This is a genomic window from Chitinimonas lacunae, from assembly GCF_042650885.1.
Lineage (GTDB): Bacteria > Pseudomonadota > Gammaproteobacteria > Burkholderiales > Chitinimonadaceae > Chitinimonas_A > Chitinimonas_A lacunae.
The window spans coordinates 3,449,543-3,469,176 of the sequence record NZ_JBHSBU010000001.1 but is presented as its reverse complement, the minus strand read 5'-3'; the positions used below and the strand labels follow the sequence as shown (position 1 = coordinate 3,469,176).

The 19,634-nt window shown below is 64.7% G+C and carries 12 protein-coding genes; 6 read left to right on the top strand and 6 right to left on the bottom strand.

The window, feature by feature from the left end:
- Positions 1-110 precede the first annotated feature (110 nt).
- The 3 genes from ACFOW7_RS14920 to ACFOW7_RS14910 all read left to right on the top strand — a co-directional run bounded on the left by ACFOW7_RS14920 (position 111) and on the right by ACFOW7_RS14910 (position 3,378).
- Entirely contained in the window at positions 111-695 is a 585-nt protein-coding gene (locus ACFOW7_RS14920) for a protein-methionine-sulfoxide reductase heme-binding subunit MsrQ (protein WP_378165667.1), read from the top strand.
- 366 nt (positions 696-1,061) lie between these two features.
- Entirely contained in the window at positions 1,062-2,360 is a 1,299-nt protein-coding gene (locus tag ACFOW7_RS14915) for a sphingomyelin phosphodiesterase (RefSeq protein WP_378165665.1), read from the top strand.
- Positions 2,361-2,364: 4 nt separating this feature from the next.
- Positions 2,365-3,378 carry a lipase secretion chaperone gene (locus ACFOW7_RS14910; protein WP_378165663.1) on the top strand — a complete coding sequence of 338 codons (1,014 nt, stop codon included), beginning with the start codon at positions 2,365-2,367 and terminating at the stop codon, positions 3,376-3,378.
- Between the two features lie 258 nt (positions 3,379-3,636).
- On the opposite strand, the gene ACFOW7_RS14905 is transcribed toward ACFOW7_RS14910, so the two are convergent.
- Positions 3,637-5,136 carry a carboxypeptidase M32 gene (locus ACFOW7_RS14905; protein WP_378165661.1) on the bottom strand — a complete coding sequence of 500 codons (1,500 nt, stop codon included), beginning with the start codon at positions 5,134-5,136 and terminating at the stop codon, positions 3,637-3,639.
- A 498-nt stretch (positions 5,137-5,634) separates the two neighbouring features.
- Between ACFOW7_RS14905 and ACFOW7_RS14900 the strand changes: the two genes are divergently transcribed.
- Complete coding sequence (locus ACFOW7_RS14900) at positions 5,635-6,078, top strand: hypothetical protein (protein WP_378165659.1); 444 nt, start codon at positions 5,635-5,637, stop codon at positions 6,076-6,078.
- A 110-nt stretch (positions 6,079-6,188) separates the two neighbouring features.
- On the opposite strand, the gene ACFOW7_RS14895 is transcribed toward ACFOW7_RS14900, so the two are convergent.
- Complete coding sequence (locus ACFOW7_RS14895; RefSeq protein WP_378165657.1) at positions 6,189-7,613, bottom strand: MFS transporter; 1,425 nt, start codon at positions 7,611-7,613, stop codon at positions 6,189-6,191.
- Positions 7,614-7,943: 330 nt separating this feature from the next.
- On the opposite strand from ACFOW7_RS14895, the gene ACFOW7_RS14890 reads away from it, so the two are divergent.
- Positions 7,944-8,873 carry a LysR family transcriptional regulator gene (locus ACFOW7_RS14890; RefSeq protein WP_378165655.1) on the top strand — a complete coding sequence of 310 codons (930 nt, stop codon included), beginning with the start codon at positions 7,944-7,946 and terminating at the stop codon, positions 8,871-8,873.
- Positions 8,874-9,044: 171 nt separating this feature from the next.
- Here the strand turns inward: ACFOW7_RS14890 and ACFOW7_RS14885 are convergent, their stop codons facing one another.
- From ACFOW7_RS14885 to recC, 4 genes are all read right to left on the bottom strand, one after another.
- Positions 9,045-9,440, bottom strand: a complete 396-nt coding sequence (locus tag ACFOW7_RS14885; RefSeq protein WP_378165653.1) for a hypothetical protein — start codon at positions 9,438-9,440, stop codon at positions 9,045-9,047.
- Positions 9,441-9,840: 400 nt separating this feature from the next.
- The gene (locus tag ACFOW7_RS14880; protein WP_378165651.1) at positions 9,841-12,441 is read right to left on the bottom strand and encodes an RHS repeat domain-containing protein; all 2,601 of its coding nucleotides are present in this window, start codon (positions 12,439-12,441) and stop codon (positions 9,841-9,843) included.
- A gap of 53 nt (positions 12,442-12,494) precedes the next feature.
- Positions 12,495-14,786: an RHS repeat domain-containing protein gene (locus ACFOW7_RS14875; RefSeq protein ID WP_378165649.1), complete on the bottom strand. Its 2,292-nt coding sequence runs from the start codon at positions 14,784-14,786 to the stop codon at positions 12,495-12,497.
- A 592-nt stretch (positions 14,787-15,378) separates the two neighbouring features.
- Entirely contained in the window at positions 15,379-18,564 is a 3,186-nt protein-coding gene (gene recC, locus ACFOW7_RS14870) for an exodeoxyribonuclease V subunit gamma (RefSeq protein ID WP_378165647.1), read from the bottom strand.
- A gap of 167 nt (positions 18,565-18,731) precedes the next feature.
- Here recC and glyQ point away from each other — a divergent pair, with 167 nt between their 5' ends.
- Positions 18,732-19,625 carry a glycine--tRNA ligase subunit alpha gene (gene glyQ, locus ACFOW7_RS14865; RefSeq protein WP_378165645.1) on the top strand — a complete coding sequence of 298 codons (894 nt, stop codon included), beginning with the start codon at positions 18,732-18,734 and terminating at the stop codon, positions 19,623-19,625.
- Positions 19,626-19,634 lie beyond the last annotated feature (9 nt).

Here is a 19,634-nt window from a genome sequence, read left to right as displayed (position 1 = left end):
GAAAGGCAAAGGTCGATTATCCAGGCCGCTGCGACCACGAAGCAAGGCGCTGTAAGCGCAGGCCGCCTGACCCGACCAAAGGCTGTCCGTCTGCCTCAGCGAACCCTGCCATGACCCGAATCGGCTACCTCAAATCCCTGGTCTTTGCCCTGAGCCTGCTGCCGCTGGGGCGGATGGCATGGATCGTCCTGAGCGGCCAAGCCGTCAATCCGATCGAATTCATCACCCGCTCGACCGGCACCTGGACGCTGGTCCTGCTGCTGCTCACACTGGCCATCACGCCGCTGCGGCGGATCGGCAACTGGCCCACGTTGCTGCGGCTGCGGCGGATGCTCGGCCTGTTCGCCTTCTTCTACGCCTGCCTGCACTTTCTGACCTATCTGTGGCTCGACCGCTTCTTCGACCTTGGCGATATCGTGCGCGATATCGCCAAGCGGCCCTTTATCACCGTGGGCTTTGCCGCCTTTGTGCTGCTGCTGCCGCTGGCGCTGACTTCGACCGATGCCATGATGCGCCGGCTCAAGCGCAACTGGCAGCGGCTCCACTACAGCGTCTATGCCGTGGCGGTGCTCGGGGTGCTCCATTATCTGTGGCTGGTCAAACGCGATCTGACCGAACCGTTGCTCTATGGCGCGCTGCTGGCGCTGCTGCTGGGCTGGCGGCTGTGGTGGCGCTGGGGACGCGGTGGAAAGTAGGATTTTTCCAAATCGGTTACAGCCCGCTATCTTCCTTGCAATTATTTTGCATATTAATTTAACAATCGTCTTCTTTCCGCCCTCCCCCGTCGCTCCGCCGACATTTTCCCTTCACCAAGCCTTCATCCGCCGCTCATCGGCCTGACATGTGCCTTGGGCACAGTGGGCTGTCTGTGGCGTGGCGGCTTTGCACATCCGTACCCCTTGCCGGCCTGACGATGCGAAACCGCGACAGCACCGACTTCGTACCGTCGTGCTGATTGGTAACAACGTATTCGCTTTCTATGGTGACAGCGGACGCGCATGCAGACGTCCACCGGACCCGCCGCAGGTGGGCCGTATACCAACGATCCAGGAGACAACCCGATGCGTATCACCCGCTGGCTTGCAGCCCTTGCTGCGGCCGTGACGGCGTTCGCCGTCCAGGCAGAAACCTATATTTTCGTCACCAACGATACGCCACGGCCCGTGCAGGTGGCGGTGGCGCAGAGCGGCGATAAACCACTGGTCGAAGGCACCCATTGGGGGCGCTATACCGACGAGATTCCGGCCTACGCTACCCGCAAGGTGCTGTGGATGAATCGCGATGAAGGCATCACCAACGGCAAGCACTTCTGGTTCGAGACGACCTTGCGCCAGGGCGACGGCGCCGTGGTGCTGCAACAGCAACTGCGCGGCAAGCTGATCGGCAGCAGCATCTGGCATTCGGCCCGCAGCGCCGATTTCGCCCATGGCTGGTGGAGCGACCGCGAGATCCACAACGGCCACACCCGCTTCGGCGGCCAGCTCTCGCTGGTGTCCTACCGCGCCCAGGCGACCGGCGGCTTCGATGACTTCCACTATGTGATCCAGCAAGCGCCGGCACGGGAAACCGCCTCGACCGACAATGAGCTCAAAATCCTGGCCTGGAATATCTGGGGCGTGATCGGCGCCAAGCAGATCTGCGACCGCTGGGCCGAAGTGCCGGCGCGGGCCGTCAACTACGATGTGCTGGTGTTCTCGGAAGCCTTCGACAACGGCTGTCGTGACCGGCTGCGGGCCGCACTGGCACCGCAGTTCCCCTATCAGAGCCAGATCGTCGACAAAGCCAATATCTATGAGGACGGCGGCGTATTCATCGCCAGCCGCTGGCCGATCAGCAGCGAGCATCAGACCGTCTACAGCCAGTGCGCCGGCACCGACTGTCTGGCCAACAAGGGGGCGATGCTGGTCGAAGTGATCAAGCATGGCCGGCCCTACCATATTGTCGGAACCCATACCCAGGCGTGGAATGGCAGCAGCCAGCGCGCCGTGCGCCTGAGCCAGCTCGATACGATGAAACGTTTCGTCGACGGTTTCGCGCTGCCCGACAGCGAGCCGCTGTTCTATGCGGGCGACCTCAATGTCGATCGCTTTGCCACGGCCGATGACTACGCCGAGATGCTGCGGCTGCTGAACGCCGAGCATCCGGCTGTCAGCGGTCCGCGCTATACCTACGATCCCGAACTCAATGCCCTGGCTTCGCCCGATCGGGAATTCCTCGACTATGTGCTGGTGGCACGCCACCATCGCCGGCCGCAGCTCAGCAGCAATGAAGTGATGGTGTACCGCTCGCTGGCCCCGGCCGTATGGGGACTGCGCGAACTGTCGGATCACTTCGCCCTGGCCGGGCGTTTCCGGTTCTAGCGCCATGCGCCGCCTTGTGTTGATCACGGGCGCCACCGCCCTGACGCTGTTATTGGGCTGGTGGCGCGGCGGCGATCCGGTGGCGGCGACGGTGGCAGGACGGGTCGCGCCGCCCCCGGCCACCGCTGCCGAACCGAAGGCTGCCGCTCCGGCCAAGACCGCTCCGCAGCGGGCAGAATCCACTGCATCGGCCCCTCCAGCGCCATCGGTTGCCACGGTGGTGCAGGACGATGGCGTCAATTGGGCCGATCCGGCGCAGCGCCATGCCCTGCTGCGCGAAGCCGGCCTCGGACGGCGCTCGCTGCTGTCCTTGCTGACCGAGGCACGCTTGCGTTGCGGCGGCCGCTGTCCCGGTTTTCCCGAAAGCGAACTGGCCGGCCTGCCCGAAGCGATGCGCCGCCTGCTGCAACGCGCGCTGGCCGCCCGGCCCGAGATCGAGCGGCAGGTGGCCGAGCTGCGGCTTTCCACCGTTTTGCCGTTGCGCGAGCGCTTTGCCCTGGTCAAGACGGCACGGCGCGAGCACTTTGGCGATGAGATCGCCCGCACCCTCTACGGCGAGGAAGAGGCTCAACTGGCCTTCCGGCTGGCCCTGGCCGACTTTGCCCGCCAGGAAGCGGCCAGCCTGCCGTTCGAGGTGCGGCTGGCGCGGTTGGAAGCGCTGCGCCGGGAGCATTACGGCGGCTATTTCGACTATCTCGATGCGGGGGAAAGCCGGTGGGAGCGGCTAAGACAGGCGGAAACGGTGGCATTGGCCGGCGTCAGCGGTGAGGAGCGGACCGCCTTGTTGCAGACCTTGCGTCAGGTTTTCCTGGGCGACGAGGAAGCCCGGCAGCTTGCGGCCCAGGATGCGTTCGATGCCGCAGCGGCCAGCCGGGCCGCGGCTTATCGGCAGGCGCGCACGGCCTTGTCGAAGGAAATCGCCCAGCGCGGCGATCCGGCACGCGATCCGCAGTTGGCAGCCGAGCGCGATAGCCGCTTGCAGGCCCTGCGACAGCGTTGGTTTGGAAATCCGGGTTAGGGGTGAGGCCAGGACGCCAAGCGTGGATTCCTCTTCAAGTTGGTGTCCAAGCCAATCCGCAGCACAAGCCCGGACAAGTCGCGAGTCTGTTACCCATTGATCTATCCGACACAGATTGTAGTGAGAGAGCAGCAATGGTGCGTTACGCCGCTTTGCGGTTAACGCACCCTGCGGCTTGCCAGGTCTGGACGCCTTTTTTAACGAGGATCTTGCAAGGTCTGGCTGTTGAGGGCGGGTTCGGGTCGGGCGGCGGGCGCTTCAATCGTCGAGATAGCGCGCCATCAGATGCTGGCGCAGATAGTCCGGGTCGAGCGCTTCGCCGCTGGCTATCCGGACCAGCTCATTGCTGTCGTAGCGGCTGGCATGGCGGTGGATATGCTGGCGCAGCCAATCGATCACCACGCCGAATTCGCCGGCTTCGACCTGCTGTTCGAGGTCCGGTTGCTCGCGACGGATGCGGGCGGCCCATTGGGCGGCGTACATCGCGCCCAGCAGATAACCGGGGAAGTAGCCGAACATGCCGCAGGCCCAGTGCATATCCTGCAAGCAGCCCTGGCCATACAGCTCGCCGGGGTCGATGCCCAGCAGCTCGCGCATGGCGGCGTTCCAGCGCACCGGGATATCTTCGGCCTCGATCTCGCCCTCGATCAGCGCCCGTTCGATGTCGTAGCGCAGGATCACATGGGCCGGATAGGTCACTTCGTCGGCGTCGACGCGGATAAAGCCCGGTTCGACGCGCTGGAACAGGTGAATCAGATTGTCGGTGGCAAAAGCGGGCTGCTCGCCCAGATGCTGGCGCAGCAGCGGCGCGAGCCAACGGATAAAGGCCGGGGAGAGGCCGAGCTGCTTTTCCAGCATCAGCGCCTGGCTTTCGTGGATCGCCCCCCAGCGCGGCGCGCCGACCGGTTGCTCGCGCAGCGATTCGGGCAGTCCCATATGGTAGAGCGCATGGCCTGTCTCATGGATGGTGGCGGTCAGCCCGGCCAGCGGATCGTATTCGCTGTAGCGGGTGGTCAGGCGGATATCCTCGAAGGTGCCGCCGCAGAACGGATGACTGCTGACATCGAGCCGGCCGGCCTGGAAATCGAAGCCCAGCGCCCGCATCACGGCTTCGGACAGATCGCGCTGCGCCGCCAGCGCAAACGGCCCTTGCGGTATCAGACAAGGCTGGGAACGCTGGCGTTCGCGAATCTGCCCGATCAGCCCGGGCAGCCAGTTGCGCACATGGCCGAGCAAGCGGCTGACTTCACTATCGCGCAGCCCCGGCTCGTGCATATCGAGCAGCGCGTCGTAGCGCCCCACATCGAGCGCGTCGGCCAGACAGCCCGCCTCGCGCCGGACCAGTTCGACCAGCGGTTTGAAGTTCTCCAGAAACCCCGGCCAGTCGTGCCGATGGCGCTGTTCGCGCCAGGCATGTTCACAGCGCATCGCCACCAGACTGCGCTGGGTCGCCAGGGCCGGCGGCACGGCCGTGGCGCGTAGCCAGACGCGCCGGCTCTCGCGCAGATTGGCCCGTTGCAGCGGATCGAGCGATTCGGCATCGGCCTGGGCCAGCAGCGTGGCCAGCGCCGGGTCGGTCTGCCATTCGCGCAACAGCGACTCCAGTTCGGCCAGCGCATCGGCACGGGCGCCGCTGGCTCTGGGCGGCATCATGGTGGCGCTGTCCCAGTGCAGGATGCCGATCGCGTGATGCAGCCGGTAATGGCGCTGATTGCGGCGACACAGTTCAAGGTAGGCGGGCGTGGGGGAGAGAGTCATGGCGAACATTCCAGCAGGTTAGAAGGAGACAGGCCAGGTAATGGGCAACCGCGACCGGACCGGCTCACGACTGCTTCCCGCTCATGCAGCGTAACATCACTTTTCTATCCTTTTTGTATATTTATTGCTATGAATCTAGAAATAAATTGGCACAAATAGTTTATTTTGTTGCACCCCCATAAACCACCCAAACTCGGTGCCGCCCGGCCTACGCTTCAGCCTGATTCATCGCTCAGGTCACTGTCTGCGGCTCAATGCCGACTCTCTGTGGAATAGGCCAGATCAGCATGCCGCCACCGGTCAGTGGGAATGTCGCTTGCAGGGGTCACCACTGTCCCATCCCGCGCCGGTCTGGTGGAGACGACTTGCCGTCCGGGCCGGCTGGATGAGAGATCGAACGGGCGCGGACCCTTCGACCGGCTTGGGCCGGTCAGCCAGGTTCGCGGGTGCAAACCAACGCCGTGGCGGCCGGGGGTCGTTACGGCCAGGAGAAATACCATGACCAGTATCGATACCCTCCGCCGTCTGTTCTGGGGTGCCGCCGTCGCCACGCTGTGTGTGTCGCCGATGGCCGATATCGTAGAAAAGTCCGGTGCAGCACCGGGCGCCACCTATCTGTCTGGTGGCGTCGGTGAAGAAGAAATGAAGGAAATCCGCGGTATGCGTTCCGACTACAACACCCGCTTCGAATTCAGCGAGCAGGTGGCAGGACAGGGTCGCAACCAATGGACCTCGGGTGTGGACTTCCAGATCAAGTCAGGCGACCAGATCGTGGTGCAGGACAAGACCGACGGACCGGTGCTGATGCTTAACCTGGACCCGGGCACCTACGAAATCGAAGCCAACTATGGTGGCGAAACCAAGACCAAACGGTTTGAAGTCCGCGAAGGCCGCACCAGCGACCATCATATGTCGTGGAGAAACATGTCGTCGGACAAATAATGCTCCAATGTAGCTGAACCCTCTATAAGGCTGCCCATGGAGCCACTTTCCGCCTGGAACGCGCCGGCGGCTTCTGCCGCCGGCGCGTTCTGACGCTGTCTTCTCCTCCCTCAGGACCTTCCCCTGCGCTGCCTGGCCACCGCCAAAGCGCCCACCAACGCCAGCCCGATCAAACCGGCTGCCAGCGTGAAAGTGACTCGCATCGCCGTGGTGATGGCCTCAGGCGAGGCGCTCGCCAGATCCGTCGTTCCCGCTGCCAGCGAGAAGACCGCGCCCATCAGCGAAGTCCCGCTGATCAACCCCAGATTGCGCGACAGATTGAGCAGACCCGACACCAGACCACGCCGGCTTGCTGCAATGCCGACCATCACCGCAGTGTTGTTGGCGGTCTGGAACAGGGCGTAGTTGGCGGTGATCAGGACGATGGGGACGATATAACCGGGAATGCCCAATCGGCCCGGCAGAAAGGTCAGCAAGATGGCGCCGCCCGCGATGCCGCCCAGCCCGATCAGCGTCATCCGCACCGTGCCCAGCCTATCGACCAGCCGCCCGGCCGGCGTGGCCGTCAGCGCGGCAACCACCGGGCCGGCAGCGACCACCAGGCCAAGGGTGGCGGCATTGAGGCCAAATACCCGCGACAGGTAGAAGGGACCGACCACCAGCGTTGCCATCAGCACCGTCGCCACCAGCAGGCTCATCAGCAGACTCAGCGTCAGCGCCAGATCGCGGAACATCGTCAGCTCGATCAGCGGCGAGTCGGTCCGCCTTTCGATCAACACAAACAGCCCGGCGCCGACCAGCGCTGCCAGCAGCAACAGCGGGCTCAGACCGCTGCCGCGCTCCACCGTCATGGCCAGCGCGTAGGCCAGCAGGGTCAGGGCCAGACAGATCATTCCCACCGTATCGAAACGGGCTCGACGCTCCGGCGCCGGCGGGTCGGGCGGAAGATGCCGGTAGGCCAGCCACCAGGCCAGAAGACCCAGTGGCACCTTGATCAGGAAAATCGCCGGCCAGCCAAACGTGGCGATCAGCACGCCACCCAGCGACGGCCCCAAGGCCGTGCCGATGGCCGACATCGTGCCCAGCAGACCCAGCACGCTGCCGGTCTTCTCGCGCGGCACCGTCTCGCCGACCAGCGCCATACTCAGCGCCATCATCATGGCCGCGCCCAGGCCCTGCACGGCACGCGCCGCGATCTGTACCGGCAGGTTCGGCGCCAGACCGCACACCAGGGAAGCGCCGCTGAACAGCACAATCCCCAGCAGCAGCAAACGCCGACGACCGCTCAGATCGCCCAGCCGGCCGACCCCGACGATCAAGGTGGTCATGGCCAGCAGATAGGCCAGCACCACCCATTGCACAGCGGAGAACGACACGGCGAACGCTTGCGCCAGCGTCGGCAGGCCGATATTGGCGATGCTGATGCCCAAGGACGGCAACAGGATCGCCAAGGACAGGCTGGCCAGCGCCCAGGACGCAGCGGGCCGCGCCTGCTGCCACCCGGCGGGTTTTTCTTCTACGGCTAGTCTCGACATCGCTGGTCCCCTTGATTTGGTGATTCCCTGAGCGAGGACTATAGTTTTCCGCCATATAAGGCGGAAGACGCAGCAATTGCACTTTATTCGTGCATGGGACGTCATGTCGTAACCCGACCTTTATTCTCCATACACGTAGCGTCCATACAGTCCCATCTCGGAGGACAGATACAAGCGAGTCTCGTAACCGATCTTCGTCTCCACGACGAAACGAACTGGGGCTCATGCTTCAACTCTCCACGCGGCTTTGCCACGGATGCAGCCTCATTTCTGCGATGACATTTGACGCCATGACAAAAGAAATTCTTCCAAGGGATAACGCAGTCCGCCATGAATCCACCTGATCTCAACCTGCTGATTACCCTCGATGCGCTGCTGAGCGAAGGCAGCGTGGCGGGCGCGGCCAGGCGGCTGCGGCTGAGTCCCTCGGCCATGAGCCGGGCGCTGGCACGCCTGCGCGACACCATGGGCGACCCGTTGCTGGTGCGGGCCGGCCGTGGGCTCGTGCCGACGCCGCGTGCGCTGGAAATCCGCGAGCAGGTCAGCCGGCTGGTGCAGGAAATTGAAACGGTGCTGCGGCCCAGCGAGCAGTTGGACTTGTTGCAACTGGCACGCACCTTTTCGCTGCGGACCAGTGAAGGATTTGCCGAGAGTTTCGGGCCGGCGCTGATGGCGCGGCTGCGCCAGGAAGCGCCTGGCGTGCGACTGCGCTTTATGCAAAAGCCCAATAAGGACAGCCAGCCGCTGCGTGAGGGGCTGGTCGATCTGGAGACGGGGGTGGTGGATGAATCGACCGCGCCGGAATTGCGCAGCCAGGCTTTATTCCGCGATCAGTTTGTCGGGGTGGTGCGGACTGGCCATCCGCTGAGCCAGGGCGAGATCAGTGCAGAGCGCTATGCCGCTGGCGACCATCTGTGCGTCTCGCGCCGCGGGCTTGATCGGAATCTGGTTGACGACGCCTTGGCGCAGATTGGCCTGTCGCGTCAGGTCAGCACCATTGTCGACGGCTTTGCCACGGCCCTGGCGCTGGCACGGGCATCCGATCTGATCGCCACGGTTCCGCAGCGGCATACAGCAGGTCTGCGCAGCGGGATGTATACCTTTGCGCTACCACTTGCCACGCCCGAGATCACCCTGTCGCTGCTGTGGCATCCACGGCTCGACGCCGATCTGGCCCATCGCTGGTTGCGGGCCTGTGTACGGGAGGTCTGTGCCGAGCCGCTGCCTGGCCACCGGGCCGCCACCTGGACCTGTCGGTAAACCTTACACACCCGCTCCGTCAGGCTGTCTGCCCAGAACAGGCAGACCAGACAGCAAGCGGAACTGGCGCGCACCGGCCAGGCATGGCTGAGTTGAAACAAAGTGAAGCGGAGATGGACGGATCGGACTCCACCATCGCAGTGGGGTCCGCTCGCTGGCAGCGCGGTCCGCTTATTTGCCGGAAGTGGCGTAGTGCGGCCGGGCACCTGGGCGGGCGCGTGGCACATAGGCGGCGACGTGGGGAATCCCGACATGGCGCCGGCCTGACTTGGCCACCGGCGACAGACGGATGGCGCAAAAACCGGTGGCCAGATCGATGGCCTGCACCAGCCGTTCACGCAGATAAGGCTCGCTACAGTCGGCAAGCCAGGCCGTCAGGTTCTGCCGGATTTCGGTCAGCGGTGTGCCCATATCGCGCCAGACACACAATAAGGCGTGAATCTCGGCCAGAGAGAGCGTACCGCGCAGGGCACGCATCAGCGCCATGGCGGCGCGCTGCGAGGCCAGCCGACCAATCGGCGTCAGTGGGTCGGAAGCGGAATCCTGATCGGAAAAATAACGCTGCATGGGCCGACGATCCTGTCTTGTCGCAAGGGGCGACGACTATAACGGAGCCAAGCCATTGGTGACAAGAAAATAGGCCGATGTCATGAAGCGGACCACTCAAGGCCACTTCCTGCTCAACACTTTCTGCCCACCGTTTTTTCCGATTGGCCCCCGCATCTTGCCCGCCCCGGCGCACTGAACGACGGAGCACGTCCTCCACAGCGCCGCCTCGGGCTGACCAATGCCAGGCAGTTCTATTTATAAAAATATCTGCAAAATCTTTGCAAGATATAATTATGCATAAATAGCAAAAGGAAAATTTTATTCAAGTTAGTGCTTGAGCGCTTCGATCTGATCCGACATACGGCAAGCGCAGAAGGGAAAACGGCGCCGCGATCCTCATCACGGCGCCGGACATCACTCAATAACGATAGCTCGAACGCAGCCGATTGATATCTTCGTCGCGCCATGGCTCGACAATCGGCGCCGGGGCCAGATCGACCAGCGGACGGGTCGTCCACGACTCGACCAGCGGCTGGGCATTGGCCCTGACCTGCATGATCGCCTGACCACCGGTAGTGGTCATCACCCCACCGGGCAGCTTGCCAAGCCGGATGCGTCCGCTGCCGGCCAGCCGCTCCTCGCCCAAGGGGCTGCTGTGCAGCAAGGGTGTGCCGCCGACATAGGCATACGGGTTGGTCAGCGCAAACGGCTGGTTCGGCTCCGGTTGCAGATAGCGCCCGCTGGCCGGCTCGTAGTAGCGGCTGAAGGCGTAGTGGCGCTTGCTCTCGACGTCGAAGTAGTGGCCTGCAAAGCGCAGATTGAACACGAAACGCTGGCCGTCGCGGTCGGGGTCCTCATCAGGCGTACTGACCCCGAACGGCTCGTCGATCGACCAGTTCCACACCACCTTGCGGCTGCTCAGCGAAACCAGTTGGCGCGGCGTCTTCAGATGGTCGGTCAGGATCAGATACAGCTCGCCCGCCCGCCACAGGGCCACCGGCCGATCGGCAAACCAGACCAGCTCGTCGATCGGCTGGCCGCTGCTGTCGTATTCGCCCAGCAGCTTGCCGTCGGCAGCATAGAGGAACAGCGTCTCGCGGCCATCGGGAGCCTTCTTGCTGAGACGGGCACCGTCGGCGCCGTAGCTGTAGGTCCAGTTGCCGTAACGCACCAGCCGGTTGGCCGCGTTGTAAAGCTCGGCCACCCCGTTGCCGTCGCTGACGCGATTGCCGATCGGGTCGTAGCTCCAGAGGCGATCCATGCCAAGCCCCGTGACCCGGTTGACCCGATGGCGGTTTGGCAGGATGTCGTAGCGGATTTCGTTGCCATTGACCCGTTGCACACTGCGGTTGCCGCTCAGGTCGTAGTCGTAGGCGTACTGGTTGGTACCGATCCTGGCCTCGCTCAGCGGACCCGCTGCCTGATGCTGGTAGAGCTGATCACCATAACCGGCGCTGAGGGTCTGCACCGTCCCTTGCGCCCCGTAGCCGACAATCTCGTTGCGATCGGCCAGGGTGACCCCGATGGTGCGGCCGCCCTGATCGAGCGCGGCGCGCCAGATCTGGCCGGTCGGCCAGACCCAGGACTTGGGCTGACCGTCGCCGTGGTAGACGATCTGGCTCAGCAGCGGCATACCGTTGAAACGTACCTCGGTGATCCGCTGCTTAGTCCAGACAAACTCGACCGCCCGGCCGCTGTGGTAGGTATGGCGCGTCAGCCGCTGACCCGGCTCCTGGTAATCGAACAGCTGTTCTAGATTCTTGCTGCCGACCACCTGGCTGATCCGTCGCAACGGACCGCCGCCGCTCAGGTATTCGTAGATCCGGCGGCCCGACTCGTTCTGCAGCAGAACCATCCGACCCAAACCCGAGGCTTCGTAGTCGAACGTGGACCGCTCGCCATTGCTGTAGGTCAGCCCGATCAGCCGATTTCTTGCATCGTAGCTGGGGGACAGCGACATCCCGCGCGCATCGCGCGTATGGGCCAGACGGCCGCTCACCGCAGTGAAGTTCATTTCCGACGCGCCGCGGTCGGCGTCATCGATGCGCAGCATCGTGCCATCAGGCGTCAGCGAACGCTGGTAGCGCACCGCCACGCCGCGCTGGTCCATGCGCTCGACCATCCGGCCCGTAGGGTCGAACAGCAGACCGAAACGGCTGCCGTCACGCAGGACTTCGAGCCACGGCGCACCGGGCATCTCGGTGTAACGGGTTTCGCGGCCGTCTTCCAGGACGGCGAATTCTTCCGAGCCGTCAGGGCGACGGTTCAACTGGCCCTGATAGCGGCCATTGCCGACCTGGAAGCCGACCACCCGGCCACGGCCGTCGTAACGGATTTCACGCTGGATCTGCTGGCCATCGGCCGGCAGCGGCACCACCACGGGCGGCTCAGGCTGCGGCGGCACGGTGGTCTTGGCCCGGATCGTCACCTCGAGCGGCACCTGGTTGTCGGTGGTATTCAAGGCATTGACCGCCACGAATTCGAGCTGGTCGCCGGCCTTGAGCGCAAGCACGGTGTTGAAGACGCGCTCGCGCGTCTCGTTGAGTGCCGAGAACAGCACCCTGCCGTTATGGATCACATAGCAATCGGCAGCCGGCGCGTTGCCGGCACCGAAACGGCTCTCGATCGTATAGGTATCGGCCGCCGGGGCGGTCCAGCGCGCAAAGACCGGTTGGCGTTGCGGGCCGGGACGCAGTGCGGTCTCACCGGGCTTGACCGAATTGAGGATGGCAGTGCCGGCGTTGAACCAGACGCCCGGCTGGAACTGATCGCGCCGCCCGCTCAGGTTGTAGAGGGTATAGCGACCGCGCGGGTTGCCCTGCGTCACCACGCCGTTGAGCAATTGCGTCGGCTGCCCCAGGGCATGGCGCCAGCCGTAGTACCACGGCGAGGATGGGTCGCTGATCTTGTACAGATCGTCACCGAAGCGCCATACGCCAGGCTCGGCCTGATCGGCCGCCTGAGCGGTCCCCAGCATCATTGCCAAGGCAATCGCGGATAAACGATAAACGGTTTTCATCTTGGAATTCCTCCCGGCCCACGCTTACGGGCCGTCAGCAAGGGAAACGGCGCTCAGCGCGGCAGCACAGGTTCGGCCTGGGCATCGAAAGCGGTACGGACCTGGGCCAGCATGGCAGCGATCTCGCCATCGGGATCGAACGCCGTCTCGCCGACGGTCGCGCCCGCCGGCGAGCCGCCGTACTGGTAGCGCAGGGAAGCACCGCTCGGGCTGCGGATTTCCTCCAGTTGGCCCGACCAGCCATAGTGGTAGCTGATGCTGCCGCGCGGCCCTTCTGCCCGGCTCAGACGACCTTCGGCATCGTAGTCAAGGCTCAGTAAGGTATTGCCCTGGCGATAGAGACGCAGCCGTCCCAGCGCATCGCGATCCAGGCTGATCGGATCGAAACCCATGCCCTCGATCGCCTGGATCCGCCCGGCCTGATCGCGCCGCCACATAAGCGAACGATTGGGGTTGTCGAGCCTCATCAGCTCGCCTGACGAGGTGTAGGCGTAGCGGGTGATGAAATTGTTGAGGGAGAAGGCGAGCGGACGACCGTTCTCATCGCGCTCGATATGCCAGCGGCGCACCACCGTACCGCCGACCGACAGCTCGCGGTCGGTCAGCCGGCCCAGGAAGTCATGGCGGTAGCTGGTCCGTTCCGTCCCGGTCTGGCGCCAGTGCGGCCGGCGCAGCATATGGTCCCAGCTCGTCTCGGTCTGCACCATCCCAATGCCCGGGGCAAACTCGCGGCGCAGCACTTCGAGGCCGCTTTGCGGGTCGTGCTGGTATTCGCTGCGCCGCGGACCGCTTTGATAGCTGCGCAGCAAGCCGGCTTCGTCGTAGTCGAATTGCGCGTCCTCAGGCTGGCAGCCCGCCGATCCGACGCAGTCGGTTCTGACCGACGACAGCAGTCGGCGCAGCGGATGGTCGCGGTAGACAAAGTGCGTCACCCCGGCCGGCCCGGCCAGCACCGGCTGGTTCTGGCCCAGGCTGTAGTCGATATGAAACGGCGCCTGCTCCTTCAAGCCCCCTTCCCTGACCCGGCCTTCCTGGTCGTAGCGGTAGAACGCCACGATCTGGCCGCGCTCCAGCAGCTCGGTCAGCCGTGCCGGGGAAGTCGGTGCATAGCGGTAGCCAAGCGGTGGCCGGTAGGGAGACAGCACCCGCACCAACTGTCCGTCCTGCCATTCATAGCGGGTTTCCTGTGCGTTCAGGTCGAGCATACTGGCCAGTTGGCCCTCGGCCGTATAGGTGAAGCGCAGACGGCCCTCGCCCTGGTTGTGGATAGCCTGAAGCCGGCCGCTTGCATCGTACTCAGGCATCTGCACCTGGCCATCGGGCAGGCTCACCTGGACCAGCCGGCCCTGCGGGTCGTATAGCTCGACTTCGCCGGCGTCGCTAACAAAACGCCAGCCGGTGCCGGGACCGGATTCAAGTCGGCCGATGCTTGGCAGATCGCCACGCCAGAAAGGCTGGCCGGCCTCCGGCTCCCGATAGAGATAGGACTTGCCATCGTCGCGCACCAGCGCCACCACCGTGCGACCGTCGAGCACGCCCGGCACCACCCGCCGCGACAGGCTGCCGCGCCAGCCATTGCCCAGTTCGCCGCGTGCGAGGCGCTGCTCGGCGGTCGGCAAGGGGGCGTGATACTGGATGCTGGGGATATTGACCGGCGAGCCGGCATAGAAGAATTCGAGGCCCACCAGCGCGGCATTGCTGCCCAGCACCGCCGCATCGAACGGCAGCACCAGCGGCTGGCTGTTGTAGTAACGGGTGAATTGCAGCGGTGTGGCCCCGCCGCCACGATAGTCGTTGTCGACATGGAACAGATTGCCGCGCCAGCCCGGATTCACCGCGGGCAGCCGCTCAGCCACCGCTTCGAGGCAGGCGTCCGACTGGCAGCCCGGATTGTCGCCGCTGGGCGGATCGCCCGCACCGGGCGTGCCGGCACAGCGGCCGGCCTGGGAAAGCGCAACAGGAGTGGAATTGGCCTGGCCGCTGTCGTCGAGTCGGAAGCGGCCCTGGAAGGTGCGATCGATCAAGATGGCCTGGGTGCCCAGGCGGTTGATAAAGCCTTGTTCGGCGTTGCTGGCGGCGGGCTCGCTGCTGGCGAGCTGCAAGGGGGAGAGATGGAGTTCGACCGGCGCGCCCAGAGGTTCGAGCCGGCCGTCGAGGCATTGCAGGGCGACGCGCTGGTAACGCAGCGGCGCGTCGCTGGAAGCCGGACATTCGCTGGAGATATATTCAAACCCGACAATCGTCGGGCCACCTAGCGTACTGCACGTCCCCCCCGCCCATGCCGCCGAGGGCAACAGCCAGACCAGCGTGACCGCCAATCCGGTCCTTTGAATCGATCGCATCATCGTAACCTCCATACGCTTATGAAAAGTCGACCGGCCGTGATCACAGCCTGTCGCGACCGCAACGCTAGAGGAGATGGTGAACGATCGTCAACCAAAGAAAATCGATGCACGCTTTCTCACCAGCTGAGCCAGCTGCATGATGGTGAGAAAGTAGCGTTTTCCGCTACCTTTGCAGCCACCCTGTTTCCTGCCCCCAGCGTCCACCGGTCCCACCCGAGACAAGCAGGCGGACACGGTTGCCGCTAAGGGAATGCCAGCGGCAGCAGGCAGACAAGCTGTATGGGATGGATCACCCGAGAAACGTTATGACCGACCGTATGGCTTGGACAGTCAACGGAACCCGCCCCACTGCCAGTCCGATGGCATAGCGGATCGTTCCGGAGAAAACGGCAGATACCTCAGCGGGAAGAGGCAACCGTTTGCGCAAGGACGCCGCGGAGAGGGATGAGCGCAGTGTCCCTGGCGTGGCCGATCAGAGCGTCCAAGCCACACCAGCGAGGCCGAATGGTATCGCAGCCAATTAATAAAAATTCCAGCAATATCTCCGCAAGATTTATAGCGAAATGTAGACATTTTTATCAATATCCGGCCTCTACATCTGTTCTTCCTTCTCCCCGACTGCACTGCGCCTCTTCGCCTCTACCAATGGCGAGAACAGTTGCACGGCCAGCGCATGGAAGGTTTCGCCGAACGGTTCATTGCCGCGCCAGACCGCCCGCACGCTGTCGTAGTCGCGCTCGCCCATCGAGCGGTCGTTGCCGACCCAGACCTTTCTTGCCTCCTGTTCGGCCAGGGCCACGGCGTCGGGGCGGTCGGCATGGCGGCGCAGGGTTTCGGCGTAGGCAAGGCTGGTCTTGGGGAAGAGCGGGGGCGGCTGGCGATGGGCGGCGTAGTAGATTTCCAGCCAATCGCGCAGATGGTGATGGGCGCTGTCCACCGGCTCGAAGGTCACGGTGGCGTCGAAGGCCAGCACCGTGGTGCGGCGGTCGATCCCCTCGGGCGCCTGGGCGCACAGCACCAGATGGCGCAGCCAGGCCAGCGCGTACTCGCGCGGGCTGTTGTCGAATTTACCGTCGAAGCGATAAGCGAGGCCGTCGCTGCCGACCTGGGGCAGGCGGCCGTTCACGCTCCAGCGCCCCAGCGCCAGATCGACCGCCAGCGGCGCCCGTGGCTGGGCAGCCAGCGGACGCCAGGCCGCCAGCAACGGTGCATATTGAGCCGCCTGGCGCGCTGCCCAGGCCCGACCGATCGCCCCGCGCGGCAGATGGCCCGAGGCGCGGCCAAGCTGGGCCAGCGCGGCGGCGTCGTCGGCCAGATCGCCCGCCAGCGCCAGCAGTGCCTTTTCCTCATGCCGACCCAGCGCATAAGGTTCACGGTTGGGCAGATCAGGCGCGGCACGCTCGAAACGGATGCCCAGGCGACGCAGAAACCAGCGCGAGGGGTCGCGCACAAACGCCAGCAGATCGGCCAGCTCGATATCGGACGGCGCCTCGGCCGCCAGCGGCGTGGCGGCAAACGGTGGGGGCTTGTCGTCACCCAACCCGACCAATTGCGCCGCACCGAGCCACGGCGCGGCATAGCTGCCGGCCTCGAAGCGCTGCGGCGAGAACGGTTGCAGGCTGTGTTGCCGCACGATGCGTTCGCGTACCGACGAACCGTCGCTGCCGACCCAGCAGCGCTCGACCGTATCGAGCAAGTCGGACACCACGGTCGATGGCAGCAATTCGTTGTCGCTGCGCGGATCGCGCCCGGTATAGAACACCAGCAGCGCGTCGCGCGCCGCCATCAGGGTCTCCAGAAACAGCCAGCGCTCGTCGAGCCGGCGCGAACGGTCGCCACGGCGGGGATGGCAGGCGATCAGGTCAAAGCCATCGAGATCGCGCTCGCGCGGGAAGGCGCCATCTTCAAGGCCCAGCACCGCCACCACCCGGAACGGCAGATTGCGCATCGGCACCAGTTGGGCGAAGGTGACGCCACCAGTCAGAAAGCCCCCGGCACCCGAAGGCGCCTGGAGCGCCTCTTCGAGCCAGTCGAGGATCGGGGCAAAGCCGATCGGGGCATCGATACCGCTCAATCGCTGCAATTCGGCCAGATCGGTCAGCGCCCGGTAGACCGCATCGAGCGCCACGGCTTCTTCGGTATCGGGGTCGAACAGCTCGCCCAGTGAAGTCGCCAGCAAGGCTGCCCACTCGGCCAGCGGTCGGGGTGTTTGCAGCAGCGCGGCCAGCCCGGACAGCGCATCGACCGCCGCCGACAGTGCCGCCACGCGCTCGCCCATGGCGAGATCGAGGTCGCCCGTCGGATAGAGATCGGCAAACAGCGGCAACGCCCCGCCGGCACTGACCGCCGGGGCCAGCGCGCCGAGCCACAGCCGGCCCAGGCCCGCCTGCCAGCCGTATTCGTCGCCGCTCAAGCCACGCCGCACGCCGGCGCGGCCCGTCCAGTCGCGGATCGCTTCGAGCGCATGCTCATCGAGTTCGAAGCGGCGTGCCAGCGCAGGCAATTCCAGCAGCGCCAATACCCGCTCCACGCTCCACTCGCGCTCGCCCAGCCGCAGCGCATCGAGCCAGCCGGCAATCAGCGGCAGGGCCGCCAGCCCGCCCCGGTCAGCCACGGCATAAGGCACCGCCGGTTCACCCTCGCGCGGGCCGAACACCGCATCGATATAGGGCGCAAAGATTTCGATATTGGGACACAGCACCACCACATCGTCGGGCTCCAGCGTCGGGTCGGCATCGAAACGGGCGAGCAGCGCATCTTTGAGCGCTTCGACCTGCCGCAGCGGGCTGTGGCAGACATGGACTTGCAGGGAGTGATCGTCGTCGGCCAGCGGACGGGGCGAATCCGGCGTTTTCAGGCGCAGGATGTCGGCCTGCAAGGCCGTCAGCAGGCGGCTCTCGTCGAGCTGCTCGTCGTCGCTGAACAGATTGACCAGACGGTCGTGGTTGCTGAGCTGGTCGAAGAACACCCGGCCGTGCTTGCCCCAGGCGGCCAGCAGCGGATGGCCGACATTGAGGAACAGGCTGTCGGCTTCCTCGGCATGCCGGGCCACGGTGGCCTGGTCGGCCAGATCACCCCAGTATTCGCGGCAGGGGTTGAGGGCGAACAGACAGACATCGAGCCGGCCGGACAGCGCCTCCAATACCGTCATCAGCGCTGGCGGCAGCGAGGACACGCCGAACACCACGATGCGGTCGGGCAAGGGCAGCGGGGCCGGATCGTTCAGGCGGGCCACCAGCCGGTTCAGCAGATCGGCACGGTGCGGCCCGCTGCGATCGTGCGCCAGCTCGCACCATAGTTCGGCCTGCCAATGCTCGTCGCGCCCGAGTTCGAGCAACTGGCCGCGTTCCCAGTCGGTCAGCCAGTCGGGCCGGTACACCAGATACTGGTCGAAGATATCGGCAATCCGCCGCGCCAGCCGCCAGCGCCGCCGCTCATCGCCTTCGGCCAGATAGGGTGCGAGTCCGCGCGGCGGGGTGGCGGCCAGGCGGTGGAAAATCCGCCAGGCCAGCGCATCGGGACTGAAACCGCCCCGGCGCGGCTGGCGACCCAGGGCGGTCTCGATCAGGTCCCACAGAAACGAGGCGGGCAGCGGGAATTCGACATTGGCGCATACCCCGAAACGCTGGGCCAGCTTGAGCGTCAGCCAGCGTCCCATGCCCTTGGCCTGGACGATCACCGTCTCGGGACAGAAGGGATCGGACGGCGGTACGGCCAACACGGCCGATAACAGCTCGGCCAGATGCTCAAGACGGTCGGATTGGTAAAGATGCAGCACGGTGCAGCCCAAGGTGGCAGAGCCGCGATTATGCGACAGCCGCGCTCCGATTGGCGCACCGGCAGCGCCTGTCGCCGGACGGGCGGCAACGGGACGGCCGTCCGATTGGTGCACCCGCCGAAAGTCAGTAGAATCCAGGCCTTAATCAACGAATCAGACCCGTCCCGATGCTGACCTTCCAGGACATCATTCTCAAGCTGCAGAACTACTGGGGCCGCCAAGGCTGCGCCCTGCTCCAGCCCTACGATATGGAGATGGGCGCCGGCACCTCGCATACCGCCACCTTCCTGCGCGCCATCGGCCCGGAACCGTGGAACGCCGCCTATGTCCAGCCCTCGCGCCGCCCCAAGGACGGCCGCTACGGCGAAAACCCCAACCGACTCCAGCACTACTATCAATTCCAGGTGGTGCTCAAACCCAGTCCCGACAATATCCAGGATCTCTACCTCGACTCGCTGCGCGAACTCGGCATCGACCCGACCGTGCACGATATCCGCTTTGTCGAGGACGACTGGGAAAACCCCACGCTGGGTGCCTGGGGCCTGGGTTGGGAAGTCTGGCTCAATGGCATGGAAGTCACCCAGTTCACCTATTTCCAGCAAGTCGGCGGTCTCGATTGCAAACCGGTACTGGGTGAGATCACCTACGGCCTGGAACGGCTGGCCATGTATCTACAGGGCGTCGAGAACCTGTACGAGCTGACCTGGGTGCAGACCCCCGATGGCCGGCGCGTCACCTACGGCGACGTCTACCATCAAAACGAGGTCGAACAGTCGAAGTACAACTTCGAGCATTCCAATGTCGACTTCCTGCTGGGCCAGTTCAACGGTTTCGAAGCCGAATCGCAGCGCCTGATCGACGCCGGTCTGGCACTGCCGGGCTACGAAATGCTGCTCAAGGCGGCCCATACCTTCAACCTGCTCGACGCGCGCGGCGCGATCTCAGTGACTGAGCGTGCCGCCTATATCGGACGCATCCGCCAGCTGGCACGGCAGGTGGCCCAGGCCTACCACGATGCCCGCGAGGCGCTTGGCTTCCCGATGTGCGCCAAGGCCCAATAAGGCTTCGCC